Genomic DNA, 17,487 nt, shown 5'->3' on the forward strand with positions numbered 1-17,487 from the left:
CCGGGCCCCGGTGTCAGTGGCGGCTGGCACCATCGACTGCATGGTGTGGCTCCAGGTCTGTCTCAACGGCTCCCGCGGTACGGCCGACGGCGCGGCGGTCCCGATGTCCCCCGAGGACATGGCGCGGTCGGCGGCGCGCGCGGTGACCGCCGGGGCCTGCGATGTGCATGTACATCCCAAGTCCCCCTGCGGACAGGACACACTCTCACCCGGTGCGGTTGCAGCGGCGATTCAAGCCATACGTTCCGTGGTGGGCGTGCCGGTCGGGGTGACCACGGGCGCGTGGGCCGAGCCCGACCCCGCCCGGCGCGTCGAGCGGATCCGCTCCTGGACGGTGCTGCCCGACCACGCCTCGGTCAACTGGCACGAGGAGGGTGCGGAGGAGGTCGCCGCCGCGCTGCTCGAGCGCGGCGTGGGAGTGGAGGCCGGGCTGTGGTCCGGCACCGACGGGCCCGCGCGCTTCCTCAAGTCCCCGCTGTCCGCACAGGTGTTGCGGGTCCTCGCCGAGGTGACGGACCACTCCGCCGACACGAGCCGGGCCACGGCGGCGGTGCTGCTCGACGAGATCGGCACGGCGCACGGCCGTCCGGTGCTGCTGCACGGCGAGGAGGGCGGAGCCTGGCCGGTGCTCCGGCTCGCCCTGGAGCGCGGTCTGTCGACCCGGGTCGGCCTGGAGGACACGCTGGTCCTGCCGGAGGGGCGACGGGCGGTGGACAACGCGGAGTTGGTGCGCCGCGCCCTGGCCTCGTGAGCCGGCTGCGACAGGCGGCCCGGCGGGCGCGCGACGCTACCAGAGGGAAATCCCCTCGCTCCACGCATTTGACCTGCGGACACTTGGACGCGATGAGACCGAACTGAGCGTACGAGGAGTCCCGTTCATGTCGACGCTGCGCGTCACCGCCGAAGAGCTGACCGTCCACGAGCATCCGGGCGCCGACGCCCTGGAGCTGGCCCAGGTGGGCCTGTACCGGGCCGTCGTCGCCAAGGGTGCCTACCGCACCGGCGATCACGCCCTGTACATCCCGGAACAGGCGGTGCTCCCGGACGAGCTGATCGAGGAGCTCGGTCTGACGGGACGCCTCGCGGGCGCCAGGGCCAACCGCGTGAAGGCGATCCGGCTGCGCGGCGAGCTGTCACAGGGCCTGGTCTGCCGGCCGCGCGCCATCGCGGAGGTGGACCTCGCGCAGGCCGCCGCCGAAGGCACGGACTTCGCGGAGCAGTTGGGCATCACGAAGTGGGTGCCGGAGGTGCCGACCACCATGAGCGGTGACGTCGAACCGGCGCCGGAGCTGTTGCCATGGGTCGACATCGAGAACCTCCAGCGCTATCCGGGCATCTTCGAGCCCGGCGAGCCGGTGTTCCTCACCGAGAAGCTGCACGGCACGGCCTGCCTGCTCACGTACTTCGCGGAGACCGGCCGCGTCCAGGTCTCGTCCAAGGGGTTCGGCGCCAAGTACCTCGCGTTGCAGGAGGACCCGCGGAACCTGTACTGGCGGGCGGTGCGCGGGCACGGCGTGGCGGCGGTCGCGGCCTGGCTCGCCGAACGGCTCGGCGCCCGCAGGGTCGGCCTGTTCGGTGAGGTCTACGGGGCCGGCGTGCAGGACCTGTCGTACGGCGCCGACGGACGCCGCGCCTCGCTCGGCTACGCGGTGTTCGACGCCTCGGTGGAGGTGGACCGGCAGGTGCGCTGGCTGGACCCGGCGGAGCTGACCGAGCTCCTGGAGGAGCGGCTGCCGCTGGTGCCGCGGCTCTACGAGGGGCCGTACGACGAGGAGTTGGTGTTCTCGTACGCCTCGGGCCGCGAGACCGTGTCCGGGCGCGAGCTGCATCTCCGGGAGGGGGTCGTGGTGCGGCCCGCGAAGGAGCGGCGCAGCGACGTGGTGGGCGGCCGGGCGATCGCCAAGGCCGTGAGCCCGGCGTATCTGACCCGAAAGGGCGGTACGGAGTTCGAGTGAGGCGCAGGGTGTGACAGGAGGGGCGGGCCGCGGCGGCCCGCCCCTTCCGTGCGCTACGAGGTCTTCTTCTCCGCCAGCAGACGCGACCCCGTGAGCCGCTCGCCGAAGACGTCGTCCGGGTTGGAGAGCACGCAGGTCTCCAGGGAGAGGCAGCCGCAGCCGATGCAGTCCGTGAGGTGGTCGCGGAGCCGGCCCAGCTGGGTGATGCGTGCGTCCAGCTCCTTGCGCCAGGCCTGGGAGAGGCGGGCCCAGTCCTCGCGGGTCGGGGTGCGTTCCTCGGGCAGTTCGGCGAGGGCGTCGCGGATGGTGGCGAGCGGGATGCCGACGCGCTGTGCCGCGCGCACGAAGGCCACCCGGCGCAGCGCGTCGCGGCTGTAGCGGCGCTGGTTGCCGGAGGTGCGGCGGCTCGTGATCAGGCCCTTGGACTCGTAGAAGTGCAGGGCCGACACGGCCGCTCCGCTGCGCGCGGACAGCTGGCCGACGGTGAGTTCGTGGATCTTCTCGGGGATCTGCGGCACGTCAGGACCCTAACCCGGACGCCCCGGCCCAGACCTCGCAGCTCCTTCCCGAGAGGTCGTCGCAGGTCCGTTGACAGGGGCGAGGGCGGGCGACCATGCTGAGCAAGCGCTTAGCAACCCATGGGAGACAGGGACACACATGGCAGAGCCCAGGATTTTCAAGTCGGCCGAGGAGCTGCGTACGGCGATCGGCGAGCAGCTGGACGGAACCGAGTGGCTGGAGGTCGACCAGAAGCGGATCGACCTGTTCGCGGAGGCCACCGGGGACCACCAGTGGATCCACGTCGACGCCGAGAAGGCGGCCGCGGGCCCGTTCGGCACGACCATCGCGCACGGCTATCTGACGCTCTCGCTGCTGCCCACGCTCGTACCGATGGTGATGCGCATCGAGAACGTGAAGATGGGCGTCAACTACGGCACCAACAAGGTGCGTTTCGTCTCGCCCGTGCCCGTGGGCTCGCGCGTGCGCGCCTCCGTGGTGGTCAAGGAGGTCGCCGACACCTCCGACGGCGGCGTGCAGCTCACCTCGCAGGTGACCGTCGTACGCGAAGGCGCCGACAAGCCGGCCTGCGTCGCGGAGGCCGTGTCGCGGTTCTACTTCTAGACCCCCGGGGCACGGCGATCACAGCCCCGTGGGGCACGGCGGGCCCGGGCCCTACGAGCGGGGCCGTGCCCCCACCATCCGCAGGACGAGGTCGGCGTACGAGGCGCCGACCTCGTCGGGCGTGCGGCGCCCGGCGACGTTGAACCAGCGCGCCACGTCGATGCAGAGCGAGAGCACCGCGAGGGTCGCACCCGGGATGTCCGGCACCTCGAAGTCGCCGGCCTTCACGCCGTCCGTCAGGATCCGCCGCACCGCAGCGTCGCACTGCCGGCGCAGCTGCACGACCTCGGCGCGATGCTCGGCGTCCAGCGCGTCCAGCTCGTACTGCACCACGCGGGCCGTGGTGTGGTGCCCGGCGTGCCAGACCACGAAGTGGCGTACCGCCTGCTCCAGGCGCTCGGCGGGCGTCCCCTCCGCGTCGGCCGCGGACTGGAGGATCGCCACCGCCTTCGCGTGGCCGATCGTGCTGATCTTGTGGAGCAGCTCTTCCTTGGTCTTGTAGTGGATGTAGAGCGCGGCGGGGCTCATGCCGGCGCGGCCCGCGATGTCGCGGGTCGTGGTCGCGTGATAGCCCCGCTCGGCGAACGCCTCGACCGCGGCGACCATGAGCCGCCGGGCGGCGTCGGGACTGACGCCGCTCCAGGGCACCTCGTCCAGGATCTCCTCGGTCGCGGTCATCCTTCGCCCCTTCCAGTCACGGGCGAACACCATACCCCGACCGGTGAGCAAGCGCTTAGTGCGCGGGGGCCGAGGTGGGGCCGACAAGCCGCTCAAGACGTACGGAACGGGTCATGCTCGGCGAGGATCTTCTCCATCCGGGCCTGGTCCACCCGGCTGACGATCTGCTCGGCCTCCTGCCGGTCGCGGACGACCTTGGAGAGCGTGATCGCGGAGGTCGTCAGGTAGAGGACCGCGATGGCCATGAACGCGCGGATCCATACGTCGACGTCCATATAGAGGAGCGCGATGCCCACCGAGCCGAGGGCGATGGCGAACGAAGCGATGGCCATCCCGTAGAAGCCGGTGGTGGTCTGCTGTTTCACGGGTGCGTCAGTCATGCGGGACAGCATGCGGCGCGGGTGACCCGCGCCACATCCGTACACCTACTCAATCGGTACTCAGAACGCCGAAACTCCCGTGAGCGCCCGCCCGATGAGCAGCTTCTGTATCTGCGAGGTGCCCTCGTAGAGGGTCATCACGCGGGCGTCGCGCAGCAGCTTCCCGGCCGGGTACTCGTCGATGTAGCCGTAACCGCCGAAGACCTGGAGGCAGTTGTTGGCTGCGCGCACCGCCGCCTCGGAGGCGAAGAGCTTCGCCTTGGAGGACTCGGTGGCGAAGGGCTGCCCGCGGTCGATCAGATCGGCGACCCGCCAGGTCAGCAGCCGCGCCGCGTCCACGTCCACGGCGATGTCGCTGATCAGCTCCTGGACGAGCTGGTGGCGGGCGATGGAGGTGCCGAACTGCTCCCGCTCCCCCGCGTACTTCACCGCCGCGTCCAGCGCGGCCTGGGCGATCCCCACGCAGCCGGCCGCGACCGACATCCGGCCCTTGGCGAGCGCGGACATCGCGACGGAGAAGCCCTTGCCCTCGGGGCCGAGCATCGCCGAGGCCGGCACGCGGACGCCCTCGAGGACCAGCTCCGCGGTGGCCTGACCGCGCAGACCGAGCTTGCCGTGGATCTCCCGGCGGGTGAGACCAGGAGTGTCCGTCGGGGTCAGGAAGGCGGAGACGCCCTTGTGGCCGGGCTCGTCGTTGGTGCGCGCGAAGAGCAGCACGACATCGGCCCAGGTGCCGTTCGTGATGAACATCTTGGTGCCGTTGACGACGTACGCGTCGCCGTCCCGTACGGCCTTGGTGGAGAGGTTGCCCGCGTCCGAACCGGTCCCGGGCTCGGTGAGGCCGAAGCTGCCGACGAAGGAGCCGGAGGTGAGGCCGGGCAGCCACTGCTGCTTCTGCTCCTCGTTCCCCCAGGCGGCGATCGTCTTGGCGACGAGGCCGAGCGAGACGGAGACGATGCCGCGCACCGAGGAGTCCCCGCGCCCGAGCTCCTCGGTGACCAGGCAGTACGCGAGGTGGTCGCCGCCGCTGCCGCCGTAGCGCTCGTCGATCGTGAGCCCGAGGAAGCCGACCTCGCCGAGCTTCTTCACGATCCCGCGGTCGACCTGTTCGGCGCGGTCCCACTCCGTGACGTGCGGGGTGATCTCGCGGGCGGTGAAGTCACGGGCCAGGTCCTGTACGGCCCGCTGCTCGTCACTGAGTTCCAGGTTCATCGGCACCCACCCCGGTCCGTTAATTATCACTGCTAGTTTTTCGCGTCAGGGCCCTACTATGTGCCGCATGGCCCGACCGCGCAAGCCCCTCCTGAGCACCGACCGCATCGTCGAGACCGCGTGCGCGCTGGTCGACGCCGAGGGGCTCGCGGCCGTCTCCACGCGGCGCCTCGCGGCGGAGCTCGGGGTGAGCGGGCCCTCGCTCTACAACCACTTCCGCACGAAGGACCAGATCCTCGAGGCGGTCGCGGACGCGGTGAGCGCCCAGGTCGACCTGTCGATGTTCGAGGACGGGCGGCCGTGGCGGGACGCGCTGCACGCCTGGGCGGTCTCCTACCGGGCCGCGCTGCGCGACCATCCGCACATCGTCCCGGTGCTCGCGCGCGGCCCCGGCCGCAGGCCCTCGGGCCTGAAGGTGGCGGACGCGGTGTTCGGCGCGATGACGGCGGCGGGCTGGCCGCCCGCGCAGGCCACGTCGATCGGCGCGCTGATGCGGTACTTCATCATGGGCTCGGCCCTGGGGTCGTTCGCCGGCGGTTTCGTGGACGACGAGACGGCGTACGACCCCGCGGACTACCCGCACCTCGGCCAGGCCCATCTGCTCGCCGAGCGCCAGGAGAAGGTGGACGAGCGGGCCTTCGAGACGGGTCTGACGGCGCTCCTGGACGGTTTGGAGCAGCAGTTCCGCGCCCTGTGAACCGCGTCCTGGCCTGCGCCTGTGCCGGGGTGCCTGGCGTCGATTGACGGCAGCCGTCAATTCGGTGGGCGGCGAGGGGTCCCGCGCGTAAGGTCCGTCGCATGACGACCTCCGCACCTCCCGTGTCCCGCCGCTCCGAACTCCTCGCGCTCGCCGCCGCCGGTGTCACGGTCGTGCTCTGGGCCTCGGCCTTCGTCTCCATCCGCAGCGCGGGCGAGGCGTACTCGCCGGGCGCGCTGGCCCTGGGGCGGCTGCTCGCGGGTGCGCTGACCCTGGGCGCCTTCCTGCTGATACGCCGCGAGGGCCTGCCCCCGAAGGCCGCCTGGCCGGGCATCCTGATCTCCGGCCTGCTCTGGTTCGGCCTCTACATGGTGGTGCTCAACTGGGGCGAGCAGAAGGTGGACGCGGGCACGGCGGCCCTCGTCGTCAACGTCGGGCCCCTGGTGATGGCCCTGCTCGCCGGCTGGCTGCTCAAGGAGGGCCTGCCGAAGCGGCTGCTTGCCGGGATGGCGGTGTCGTTCGCGGGTGCGGCGGTGGTCGGTCTGTCGATGTCCGGCGAGGGGAACGCGTCGGTGCTCGGCGTGCTCCTCTGCCTGCTCGCCGCCGTCTCGTACGCGGGCGGCGTGGTGGCCCAGAAGCCCGCGCTGAAGCACGCGAGCCCTCTCCAGGTGACGACCTTCGGCTGTCTGATCGGCGCGGTGGCCTGCCTGCCGTTCAGCGGGGTGCTGCTCTCCGAACTCGGCGACGCCCCGGCCTCCGCCACGCTCAACATGCTCTACCTGGGCGTCTTCCCGACCGCGCTCGCCTTCACCACCTGGGCGTACGCCCTGGCCCGTACGACCGCAGGAAAGATGGGCGCGACCACGTACGCCGTGCCCGCGATCGTGGTCCTGATGTCGTGGCTCGCGCTCGACGAGGTGCCGGGCTGGCTGACGCTCCTGGGCGGCGTGATCTGCCTTGCGGGGGTGGGGGTTTCGCGCTCGAAGGGGCGTACGCGGGTGGTGGCCACGGCGGAGGAGCCGGGGCCTGTGGTGGACCCGGCTCCCGATGCCGTGGACCCGGCGGACTCCCGGCGCGCGTAGCGGTGCTGCGGGCGGGAGCGGGCCGGGCTGGGAGACGCTAGAAGACGACCAGCGCCCGGCCGCCCTTGCCCGCGATCATGTTCTCGAACGCGGCCGGGATGCCGTCGAGGCCGATGTGCTCGGTGACCAGGGCGGACAGGTCCAGGCGGCCCGCGCGGATGTGCTCGGCGAGCACCGGGAGGTCGGCGGCCGGGTCGCAGTTGCCGTAGACGCAGCCGGCCAGGGTGCGGCCCCAGTGGAACAACTCCAGGGCGCTGAAGGTCACTTGCTGGTCCTTGCCGCCGATGCCGACGACCGTGGTGCGGCCGCCGCGGCGCGTGGAGTCCCAGGCCGTACGGATGGTGCTCGCGCGGCCCACGCACTCGACCGCGACGTCCACGCCGCGTCCCTCGGTCAGCTTGCGGATCTCGTTGGCCGTGGTGTCGGAGGCGAGCACGAATTCGGTGGCGCCGGCCGCGCGGGCCAGCTCCTCCTTCTCCGGCGTGACGTCGACCGCGATGACCGGGCCCGCTCCGGCGATACGGGCCGACTGGAGCGTGGCGAGACCGACGCCGCCGACGCCGTAGACGGCCACCGACTCGCCCTCCCGTACGCGTGCCGAGTGGTGCACGGCTCCGTATCCCGTGAGGACGGCGCAGCCGAGCAGCGCCGCGTCCGTGAGCGGGACGCCGTCCGGCACGGGCAGCACGCAGTTCGCGGCGACGACGGTCTCCTCGGCGAACGCGGCGACGTTCAGGCCCGGGTGCAGGTCCTTTCCGTCGGCCGTACGGGCGTAGACGTTCGCCGCGCCGCTCAGCGCGGAGGCGCAGAGCCACACCTCGCCGATGGCGCAGTGGTGGCAACTGCCGCAGGAGGGCGCCCAGTTCAGGACCACACCGTCCCCGACGGACACGTGGTCCACGCCTTCGCCCACGGCGAGCACCGTGCCCGCGCCCTCGTGGCCGAGGACGCAGGGCGTGGGCACGCGCATGGTGCCGTTGGACAGCGAGAGGTCCGAGTGGCAGACCCCGGCGGCGGCGAGCTTCACGCGCACCTGCCCGGGGCCCGGCTCGGGCAGATCGATCTCGACGAGCTCCAGCGGGGAGCCGACGGCGGGCAGAACGGCGGCGCGGACCACGGTGCGTACTCCAGGGGTTGGCGGGCGAGGGCAGGCGAGACGGGCGTAGGCCGACGCAGGCGGGCGCAGGTCGGCGCAGGTCGGCCTATGCGTGCGTAGGCCGACGCAGGCGTGCGTAGGTGGGGCGTTGTCAGTGGGGGCCGATAGCCTGAGAAGGGGCTCGGCCCCCGGGCGGGCGGGGACTGTCTCAGAACTGCAGGGACTTGGTCTGCAGATACTCGGTCAGACCGTGCGGCCCCAGCTCGCGGCCGACCCCCGACTGCTTGTAACCGCCGAACGGGGCAAGGGGGTTGAACTTGCCGCCGTTGATGTCCACCTGTCCGGTGTCCATCCGGCGCGCGAAGGCCGCGGCCTCCTCGTTGTCGGCCGCCCACACCGCGCCCGCGAGCCCGTAGACCGTGCCGTTGGCGATCCGGAGCGCGTCCTCCTCGTCCTCGTAGCGGATGAGCGAGATGACCGGGCCGAAGATCTCCTCCTGGGCGATGGTCATCTCGGGGCGCACATCGGCGAAGATCGTGGGGCTGACGTAGTAACCGGTGGGGTGCGGGGACTCGGGGCCGCCGGCCACGAGCCGGGCGCCCTCCTCGATGCCGCGGGTGATGTAACCCCGTACGCGTGCCTGCTGCTTGGCGTTGACCACCGGGCCGAGGCGGCTGGACTCGTCGTGCGGGTCGCCGGCCACATACTTGGCGGCGGCCGCGGCGGCGAGCTGCACGGCCTCGTCGTACTGGTCGGTGTGCACCAGCATCCGGGTCCAGGCGCTGCACGTCTGGCCGGAGTTGGACATCACGTTGGCCACACCGACGTTGACGGCCTTGGCCAGGTCGGCGCTCGGCAGGATCACGTTGGCGGACTTGCCGCCGAGCTCCAGAGCCACGCGCTTGACCGCGGCGCCCGCGGTGGCGCCGATCTGCTTGCCGACGGCGGTGGAGCCGGTGAAGGAGACCAGGTCGACCTCGGGGTGCTCGGCGAGGGCCTGTCCGGCGACCGGCCCGAGACCCGTCACCAGGTTGAACACACCGGCGGGCACGCCCGCTTCGTGCACGGCGTCCGCGAAGAGCTGCGCGGTGAGCGGGGTGTCCTCGGCGGGCTTGAGAACGAGGGTGCAGCCGGCGGCGAGCGCGGGGGCCACCTTGGCGACGATCTGGTGCAGCGGGTAGTTCCAGGGCGTGATCGCGCCCACGACGCCGACCGGCTCGTGCAGCACGGTCGAATTCCCGATCTTCTCCTCGAAGGCGTACGTGGCCGCCAGTTCGGCGTAGGTGCCGGCCACCGCGATCGGCAGGCCCGCGTGCACCATCTTGGCGAAGCCGAGCGGTGCGCCCAGTTCCGCGGTGACGGTCTCGGCGATCTCCTCGTGGCGTGCGGCGAGCGCGTCGCGCAGGGCGGTGAGCCTGGCGGCGCGCTCGGCGGGCGGGGTCGCGGCCCAGGCCGGCAGGGCGGCGCGGGCGGCCCGTACCGCCGCGTCCACGTCCTCGCGACCCGCGGCCGCGACATGGCCGATCACCTGCTCGTCGGCCGGGTTGACCACCTCGATGGTCTCCGCGGACGCGGCGGGCGTCCACGCGCCGTTGATGTAGAGCCCCTCGTGCGGCTTCATGCCTCGACCTCCCTGACGAACTCCGGCGTACGCACCCCGCGTACGGGTCGCGTCCGGACCGCGCGTACGACCTCTCCGTACGGCGGCCGTGCGCACCTCGACGGCGCACAGGGCCTCAAACTAGCGCTGTTAGTTTTCCCGCGCCAGGGGGGTCCGGACGTCCCGGCCTGTGACGTTAGTTGAAGCGGCCGGGGAAAGGGATGGCGCCGGACGCCTCAGGCCGAGGACGGCCGCACCGGCCAGAAGCACGCCAAGCATCACAAAGGGGGCGCCGATTCCGGCCGCGCCCGCGATCAGTCCGGCGGAGGCCGGGGTGGCGACCTGGCCCAGGCGGTTGCCGGTCAGGCGCAGGGCGAGGGCGGTGGAGCGGGCCTCGGCCGGGGCGGCCTGGACGACCGTGGTCATCGACAACGGCTGTCCGACCCCGAGGCAGAAGCCGAGCACGGCGAGCATCACGGCCAGGGCCCAGACCGGCACGGGCAGGGCGATGCCCGCGCAGAGCAGTCCGGCGACGAGGCAGGTGGAGACGAGCAGGGCGGTGCGGCCGACGAGCCGGATCATCGGGGTCATCACCAGACGGCAGGCGATGGTGGCGGCCGCGCGCAGGCTGAGCAGCAGGCCGATGACGGAGGGGGCGATGCCGCGGTGTTCGCCGATCACCGGCAGGTAGGCGGTGAGGATGTCGGTGGCCGAGAGCACGGCCAGGCTGATGAGGATGCCGGCCGGGACGCCGCGCGTGCGCAGGATGCGATGGACGGGGACCTTCCGCGCGGCCGTCTTCTTCGCCGACGGCTCGGCGTGCTCGATACGCCAGAGCGAGACGAAGGAGAGCGCTGCCACGCCCGCCGAGACGAGCAGGGCGATCGCGCTCGTACGGGCCATCGCGTCGCCGTGCGCGCCCCCGGTCACCAGCGCACCCGCGGCGATCGGGCCGATCAGCTGGCCGAGCGAGGCGCCGATGGTGAAGTGACCGAAGTTGCGGTCCTGTTCGGCGGGCGCCGACTGGCGGGCGACGATCGACTGGGCGCCGATGACGAAGGCGAGGTGGCCGAGTCCCATGACTCCGCTCCACGCCGCCATCGCGGTCAGCGAGTTGGCCGTACCGCTGAGGGCGCAGCCGCCCGCTATGAGCACGACGCCTACGGGCAGCAGGGGCGCGCACCGGCCGTGGTCGGTACGACGCCCCAGCGGTACGGCGGCGAACAGCGGCAGCAGGGCGTAGATCCCCGCGATCACACCGATCGCACGCTCGTCGGCACCAAGACCGAGGGCCCGGTAGGAGACGGCCGGCCGCGCCATCGACACCGCCGCCTGCGCGAAGCCGAAGGCGATGACGAGACGCAGCAGCCAGCCCCTGCCGGGCCATCGGGAATCGGCCATCGGGTCAGATGATCCCGAAGAGGATGCCGGAGAACAGCACCACCAGGGAGGTGAGCGCCGCCCATTTCACGGTGAAGCGGGTGTGGTCGCCGAACTCCACCTTGGCCATGCCGACGAGCACGTACACCGCGGGCACCAGCGGGCTGGACATGTGCAGGGCCTGGCCGGCCAGCGAGGCGCGGGCGATCTCCAGGGGCGAGACACCGTGGGCGGCGCCGGCCTCGGCGAGCACCGGCAGGACGCCGAAGTAGAAGCCGTCATTGGACATGAAGTACGTCAGCGGGAGGCTGAGCAGTCCGGTGACCAGCGCCATCTGCGGGCCCATGGCGTCCGGGATGGTGTCCACGAGCCACTTGGCCATCGAGTCGACCATGCCCGTGCCCTGGAGGACACCGGTGAACACGGCAGCGGCGAAGACCATGCCGGAGACGTTGAGCACGTTGTCCGCGTGGGCGGCGATCCGGGCCTTCTGGTCGGGCATGTGCGGGAAGTTGACCGTGAGGGCGAGGGCCGCGCCGAGCAGGAACAGGACCGGGATCGGCAGCAGCTCCATGATCATGGCGGCGAGCAGCGCGACGGTCAGACCCGCGTTGAACCAGTAGAGCTTGGGGCGCAGGGTGGGGCGGTTCGGGTCGAGCCCCTGGAAGCCCTCGTCCTCGCCTTCGGCTTCGGCGGGCTCGGCGTCCGTGCCCGAACCGGCGCCGCCCGCGGGCTTCTTGAGCGAGACGTTGTTGCCTGCTTCCTTACCGCCTTCGCCACCGGCGCCGACGAGCACGGTCTCGGTCTCGGACTCCTGCTCCAGGACCTCGTCGAGGGTCAGCACACCGAGCCGCTTGCGCTCGCGCAGGCCGAGCACGTACGAGAGCGCGAAGACCGCGAGCAGACCGACCGCGAGCGCGGGGATCATCGGCACGAAGATCTCGGAGGCGTCGAGCTTGAGCGCGGTGGCCGCGCGGGCCGTCGGACCGCCCCAGGGCAGCGTGTTCATCACGCCGTTGGCGGTGGCGGCGACACCGGTCATCACCACGAGGCTCATGCCGAGCCGCTTGTACAGCGGGTACATCGCGGAGACCGTGATCATGAACGTGGTGGAGCCGTCGCCGTCCAGCGAGACGATCGCGGCGAGCACGGCCGTGCCGACGACGATGCGCATCGGGTCTGCCTTGCAGAAGCGCAGGATGCCGCGGACGATCGGGTCGAAGAGACCCACGTCGATCATCACGCCGAAGTAGACGATCGCGAACATCAGCATCGCCGCGGTGGGGGCGAGGCTGGTGACGCCTTCGAGGACGTAGTCCCCGAGATGGGCTCCCTTTCCGACGAAGACGCAGAACAGCGCGGGGATCAGGACCAGCGCCGCGATCGGCGACATCTTCTTCATCATGATCAGGACCAGGAAGGTCGCGATCATGGCGAAGCCGAGGATGGTCAGCATATGGACACCTAACGTTCGCCCTTGAACTTCCACCGGAGGCGGTGCGACGGCCGCCAGGAGGCGGTGGGAACTGCCGTCTCTGCCGGCGGTCCGGGTGCCGTCACTGTCGGCGGTCCGGATGACGTTAGGTGCCGCGAACTCGCGTTAACAAGATGTTGACGCGTGAGCAATAAGCGCAAAACTCCAGGTCACAGGGTTGTGCGCACGAGTGGGGCGGCTGCGGCGGGTGCGACCTGCACCGGCACCCCGTTCTGCACGGCCGTTCCCGAGAGCGCGTCGAGGCGGGTGCCGTCGAGGAGCTGGTTGTAGTTGGCGCCCGGGGTTTCGTGTGCGACGGACATACGGGTGCCGGGGCGGTCGTGTCCCCAGCCGTGCGGGAGGCTCACCACTCCCCTGCGGACGGTGTCGGTGATCTCCACGGGGGTCTCGATCTCGCCGCCGTCGCCCTTCACGCGGGCGAGCGCGCCGTCGGCCAGGCCCAGGCGCCGGGCGTCCTCGGGGTGGATCTGGAGGGTGCAGCGGTTGGAGCCGCCCTGGAGCGCGGGGACGTTGTGCATCCAGCTGTTGTTGGAGCGCAGATGGCGGCGGCCGATGAGGACCAGGCTGTCGTGCGGGCGGTCGAGGGTGGCCGCGAGCGCGGGGAGCTGCCCCGCGATCGGCTCGGGCAGCAGCTCGACCTTGCCGCTGCGGGTCTTCAGGAGCTGCGGGATGCGCGGCTGGAGCGGGCCGAGATCGATGCCGTGCGGGTGGGCGAGGAGCTTGGCGAGGGTGAGGCCCTCGGGGTGGGCGCCGAAGCCGTCGCCGTACGGGCCGAGGCGGAGCATCAGGTCGAGGCGCTGCTCGACGGTGCTGTCGCCGGTGAGCCGTCCGGCGAGTTCCTTCGGGTCGCGGCCGTGCACCTGCGACTGCGGGTCGGCCACGGCCTTGCCGAGGGAGCGTTCGATGACCATGTGGTCCACGGTCTCGGCCGGCAGTCCGTGCATCCCGGTGGCGGCCAGGATGAGGCGCGAGAGGATCTCGCTCTCCTGCATCAGGCCGTCCTCCAGGGGGACGGCGGCGCGGGTGTAGCGGACCTGGTTGCGGACGGCGAGCGCGTTGAAGGCGAAGTCGAAGTGGCCGCTCTGGGCGGGCGGCGGCGGGGGCAGCACCACGTCGGCATGGCGCGAGGTCTCGTTGAGATACGGGTCCACGCTGACCATGAAGTCCAGGCTCTCGAGCGCCTGGTCGAGGCGGTTGCCGTCCGGGGCGGACAGGACGGGGTTGGCGGCGATGGTGAGCACGGCCCGGATGCGGTCCTCGCCCGGGGTGTCGATCTCCTCGGCGAGTGCGGCGGCCGGCAACTCCCCCTTGGCCTCCGGGTATCCGGAGACCCGGCTCCTCCAGCGGCCGAGCGCGAAGCCCTTGCCGGGGGCGGCGGGACGGGGTGCCTTGTCCGTGGCGGAGAGGGGGAAGAGCGCGCCGCCGGGGCGGTCGAGGTTGCCGGTCAGGATGTTGAGCACATCGACGAGCCAGCTGGTGACCGTGCCGAACTCCACGGTGCTCGCGCCGATCCGGCCGTAGACGGCGGCGCTCTGTGCTCCCGCCAGTTCCCGGGCGACGGCACGGATCTCCTCGGCCGGCAGGTCGCACGCCTCGGTGACGGCCTCCGGGGTGAACCGCCGCAGCGCTGCGCCGACTTGGGCGACCCCGTCCACGTACGCTCCGAGCTCGCCCAGCTCGACCAGGCCCTCCTCGAAGAGCGTGGTGGCGAGGGCCGCGAGCAGCAGCCCGTCGCTGCCGGGGCGGGGCGCGAGGTGCCGGGTGGCCATCCGGGCGGTACGGGTGCGGCGCGGGTCGACCACGGTCAGGGTGCCGCCGCGCTTCTTGAGCTCCTTGAGCTTGCCGGGGAAGTCGGCGGCCGTGCACAGACTGCCGTTGGACTCCAGGGGGTTGGCGCCGATCAGGAGCAGGTGGTCGGTGCGGTCGAGGTCGGGCACCGGGATGGCGAAGGCGTCACCGAAGAGCAGGCCGCTGGAGACGTGCTTGGGCATCTGGTCGAGCGTGCTGGCCGTGAACAGCTTGCGGATCTTGAGCGTGGTCAGCAGCACGGGCGGATAGAGGCCGCCGGCCATGGTGTGCACGTTGGGGTTGCCCAGCATGACGCCGAGCGCGTCGGATCCGTGGGCCTCGATCAGCGGGCGCAGCCGCTGCGCGACGACCTCGAACGCCTCGTCCCAGCTTGCCTCTTGGAGCCGTCCGTCCTTGCGGACGAGCGGGGTGCGCAGCCGGTCGGGGTCGGCGTCGAGCTCGCCGAAGGAGGCGCCCTTGGGGCAGATGAACCCCTTGCTGAACACATCGTCCCGGTCACCGCGCACCCCGGTGACGCGGGTGCCTTCGACGGTGAGGGTCAGGCCGCAAGTGGCCTCGCAGAGCGGGCAGATGCGCAGGGCGGTGCGGGCTTCGCGCTGGACGGACACGGGCCCTCCCGGGCGTCGCGGTGGGTGGCGCATGAAGGGGTCGAGGGGTCGTACGGGCAGTCGCATGCGGTGGCGCGTACACCGGGAGCATACCGACCGGTATGCATGACGGGGAGGGGTCGGAGGTCGGAGGGTTGGCCGGGGCGGGGCGGGGGCGGGGCGAGTGCGTGTGCGCGATGCGCGGTGCGGGTGGGTGCGCAGTGCGCGTGGGCGGTCAGGGTGCGTGGGCGCTCAGTCGAACGTCGGCGCGAGGTACGCGTGCAGCAGCTTGCGGGTCTCCGCGATGAGGTCGGGGTCCCCCGACGGGTCGGTGCGGAAGGCGAGTTGGAGCAGTGCGTCGGTGGCCTCCACGGACACGAGCAGGGCGCGGCGCACCCGGTCGTCCAGGGGCTTGCCGAGGTGTCCGGCGAGGACGCCGCCGAGGCGGTCCGCGACCTGGTGGTTGGCGTCCGCGCCGCCCGAGGGGACCCCGAAGTCGACCAGGGCGAAGCCGGGCACGGTGCGCTTCATCGCCAGGTACTCGTCCAGCGCGGCGTTCACGGCGGCGCGCCAGTCGGGCGCCCGGAGCGTGGCCATGCGGGCGGCGGTGCGCTCCACGTAGAGGTCCAGGTTGCGCAGGGCGAGGGCGTCGGCCAGCGCACGCTTGTTACCGAAGAAGCGGTACACCGAGCCGATCGGCACGCCCGCGCGGTCCGCCACGGCGCGGGTCGTCAGTCCGTCGTAGCCGACCTCGTCGAGCAGCGCGGCACACGCGTCGAGTATCCGGCCGAGCCGTTCGGCACTGCGCTCCTGCACGGGTACGCGGCGCAGCGCGCCGGCCGACTGGTCACTGAGGGAGGGCGTCGTGGTCACGGGGTCCATGATGCAGGGGCGGCCTTTTCTGTACGGAGCCTGGACGGTCGGCCCGGTGTGCACCGTGCGTGCGCGGCCTGCGGCGAGCTCATGCGAGCAGCAGGCCGAGGCCGCCCAGGGTGTACGCGATCATCAGCGCGAACAGGGGCAGTTGGCCCGCGACCGCCCTGGCCGGGGGCAGCAGGCGTACGGCCCGGTCGTGGGCGGCGACGACACCGAGGACGTGACCGGTGACGATCGCGATGACCTGGAGGGCGGCGAGGCCGCCCGGGCCGAGGAGAGGTGCGGGCGCGACGGGATTGTCAGTGCCGGATGCCAGGATGACGGTGCGTGGTCCTTCCGTCACGAAGAGCGTGAAGTAGTGGGCGATGAGGTAGCCGAGGGCGATCGGGACCAGCGAGTGCGCGAAGGCCGCCCGCGGGTGCGGGGGCGAGGGGTGGCCGGGGGTCGGGGTGCCGGTCGGGCGGGCGGGTCCGGGGCGGCGGGCGAAGGCGCGGGTGGCGGCCGCGCACAGGGAGTAGAGGACGGCGACCAGAGCGATGGCGCCGAGCAGTCCGAGCGTGGCCGTGGTGGTGCGGCCCAGGGAGGAGGTCTGAAGGGTGGTGATCCAGGAGGGTGCGTCCGAGTAGCCGTCGTAGGCGGTGGAGCCGAGCATGACGCAGACGGTGGCGACGAGACCCGGGGCGGGCGGGGTGGCGTCGAGGCCGTGGAAGGGGTTGCGGAGCACGAGGCGTCCGTCGCGGCGGCGGCCCAGCGGTGAGAGGCGGGCGAACAGGGTGGAGTACGCCTCGAAGGCGTCGCCCTGGGTGAACCAGCGCGCGCCGAACCAAGCCGCGGCGGCGAGGTGGACGAGGGCGTACGTGAGCAGGAAGGCGAGCAGCGCGGTGCGGGAGGCCGGGTCGGTGGCGGCGAGTTCGAGCCAGGTGTAGGCGAACAGGCCCGCGGCGGCGGGCCACAGTCCGAGCCGGGGCGGCAGCGCGTGCCTCGCTGTGGCGGGGTCGCGCCCGAGCAGGCGGCAGCCGGCCGCGTGCAGGGTGCGCAGCGGGTTGAGCAGGCGCCAGACGGGGCCCAACAGGAGGGAGGCGGGGACGAGTCCGACCCAGAACAGGACGTGGACCGCGCCGGGGGCCGGGTTGCGCTCCGGGTCGTCGGGGCCGAACAGGAGGTGGGCGAGGACGAACAGGGCGGCGGCCAGGCCGAGTCCGCGCAGGACCAGGCGGGTGGCGCGGGCGTCGGCGAGGCGCTGGATCCCGCGGGGCAGCGCGAGACCGGAGCGGTCGCCGCGGAAGCGTGAGGTGGACCAGAGCAGCCCGAGCGCGAGGAAGGAGACGAACAGGGCGGCGAAGGCGCCCGCGTACGCGTAGAAGGGAGAGAGGGGGAGGTCGTGCTGGGAGCCGATGCCGTGGGCGAGTGACAGCGGGCCGTCGGGGGTGCCTGGGGTGGGGGCTGCGTGCCACGGGGCAGGGGATGCGTGCCCCAGGGCAGGGGACGCGTGCCCCGGGGTGACGGCTGCGTGCCCGG

General features: G+C 72.1%; 16 protein-coding genes. 5 read left to right on the forward strand and 11 right to left on the reverse strand.

What is annotated here, in order from left to right; all coding sequences use genetic code 11:
- The first annotated feature begins 40 nt into the window (after window positions 1-40).
- Window positions 41-751, forward strand: coding sequence for a 3-keto-5-aminohexanoate cleavage protein (locus tag BLT97_RS11440; protein ID WP_093608814.1), 711 nt, complete (start codon window positions 41-43; stop codon window positions 749-751).
- A gap of 127 nt (window positions 752-878) precedes the next feature.
- Complete coding sequence (locus BLT97_RS11445; RefSeq protein WP_093608816.1) at window positions 879-1,955, forward strand: RNA ligase (ATP); 1,077 nt, start codon at window positions 879-881, stop codon at window positions 1,953-1,955.
- Window positions 1,956-2,008: 53 nt separating this feature from the next.
- Here BLT97_RS11445 and soxR read toward each other — a convergent pair whose 3' ends face one another.
- Window positions 2,009-2,473, reverse strand: coding sequence for a redox-sensitive transcriptional activator SoxR (soxR, locus tag BLT97_RS11450; protein WP_093608818.1), 465 nt, complete (start codon window positions 2,471-2,473; stop codon window positions 2,009-2,011).
- 139 nt (window positions 2,474-2,612) lie between these two features.
- Between soxR and BLT97_RS11455 the strand changes: the two genes are divergently transcribed.
- Window positions 2,613-3,077, forward strand: coding sequence for a MaoC family dehydratase (locus BLT97_RS11455; RefSeq protein ID WP_093608820.1), 465 nt, complete (start codon window positions 2,613-2,615; stop codon window positions 3,075-3,077).
- A gap of 51 nt (window positions 3,078-3,128) precedes the next feature.
- On the opposite strand, the gene BLT97_RS11460 is transcribed toward BLT97_RS11455, so the two are convergent.
- From BLT97_RS11460 to BLT97_RS11470, 3 genes are all read right to left on the reverse strand, one after another.
- Window positions 3,129-3,755: a TetR/AcrR family transcriptional regulator gene (locus tag BLT97_RS11460; RefSeq protein WP_093608822.1), complete on the reverse strand. Its 627-nt coding sequence runs from the start codon at window positions 3,753-3,755 to the stop codon at window positions 3,129-3,131.
- Between the two features lie 92 nt (window positions 3,756-3,847).
- The gene (locus BLT97_RS11465; RefSeq protein ID WP_093609052.1) at window positions 3,848-4,135 is read right to left on the reverse strand and encodes a YiaA/YiaB family inner membrane protein; all 288 of its coding nucleotides are present in this window, start codon (window positions 4,133-4,135) and stop codon (window positions 3,848-3,850) included.
- Between the two features lie 60 nt (window positions 4,136-4,195).
- Window positions 4,196-5,347, reverse strand: a complete 1,152-nt coding sequence (locus BLT97_RS11470) for an acyl-CoA dehydrogenase family protein (protein ID WP_093608824.1) — start codon at window positions 5,345-5,347, stop codon at window positions 4,196-4,198.
- A 67-nt stretch (window positions 5,348-5,414) separates the two neighbouring features.
- On the opposite strand from BLT97_RS11470, the gene BLT97_RS11475 reads away from it, so the two are divergent.
- Entirely contained in the window at window positions 5,415-6,044 is a 630-nt protein-coding gene (locus BLT97_RS11475; protein WP_093608826.1) for a TetR/AcrR family transcriptional regulator, read from the forward strand.
- A gap of 101 nt (window positions 6,045-6,145) precedes the next feature.
- Entirely contained in the window at window positions 6,146-7,126 is a 981-nt protein-coding gene (locus BLT97_RS11480) for a DMT family transporter (protein ID WP_093608828.1), read from the forward strand.
- A gap of 37 nt (window positions 7,127-7,163) precedes the next feature.
- Here the strand turns inward: BLT97_RS11480 and BLT97_RS11485 are convergent, their stop codons facing one another.
- From BLT97_RS11485 to BLT97_RS11515, 7 genes are all read right to left on the reverse strand, one after another.
- Window positions 7,164-8,243 carry a Zn-dependent alcohol dehydrogenase gene (locus tag BLT97_RS11485; RefSeq protein WP_093608830.1) on the reverse strand — a complete coding sequence of 360 codons (1,080 nt, stop codon included), beginning with the start codon at window positions 8,241-8,243 and terminating at the stop codon, window positions 7,164-7,166.
- Between the two features lie 187 nt (window positions 8,244-8,430).
- Window positions 8,431-9,843 carry an aldehyde dehydrogenase family protein gene (locus tag BLT97_RS11490; protein WP_093608832.1) on the reverse strand — a complete coding sequence of 471 codons (1,413 nt, stop codon included), beginning with the start codon at window positions 9,841-9,843 and terminating at the stop codon, window positions 8,431-8,433.
- A 129-nt stretch (window positions 9,844-9,972) separates the two neighbouring features.
- Complete coding sequence (locus tag BLT97_RS11495; RefSeq protein WP_093608834.1) at window positions 9,973-11,223, reverse strand: MFS transporter; 1,251 nt, start codon at window positions 11,221-11,223, stop codon at window positions 9,973-9,975.
- Window positions 11,224-11,227: 4 nt separating this feature from the next.
- Entirely contained in the window at window positions 11,228-12,658 is a 1,431-nt protein-coding gene (locus BLT97_RS11500) for a CitMHS family transporter (RefSeq protein ID WP_093608836.1), read from the reverse strand.
- A gap of 188 nt (window positions 12,659-12,846) precedes the next feature.
- Window positions 12,847-15,147 carry a molybdopterin-dependent oxidoreductase gene (locus BLT97_RS11505; RefSeq protein ID WP_093608838.1) on the reverse strand — a complete coding sequence of 767 codons (2,301 nt, stop codon included), beginning with the start codon at window positions 15,145-15,147 and terminating at the stop codon, window positions 12,847-12,849.
- 198 nt (window positions 15,148-15,345) lie between these two features.
- Entirely contained in the window at window positions 15,346-15,975 is a 630-nt protein-coding gene (locus tag BLT97_RS11510) for a TetR/AcrR family transcriptional regulator (protein ID WP_093608840.1), read from the reverse strand.
- A gap of 79 nt (window positions 15,976-16,054) precedes the next feature.
- Entirely contained in the window at window positions 16,055-17,383 is a 1,329-nt protein-coding gene (locus BLT97_RS11515; RefSeq protein WP_093609054.1) for a hypothetical protein, read from the reverse strand.
- Window positions 17,384-17,487: the final 104 nt, after the last annotated feature.

It is taken from the genome of Streptomyces indicus (assembly GCF_900100315.1).
Taxonomy (GTDB): domain Bacteria; phylum Actinomycetota; class Actinomycetes; order Streptomycetales; family Streptomycetaceae; genus Streptomyces; species Streptomyces indicus.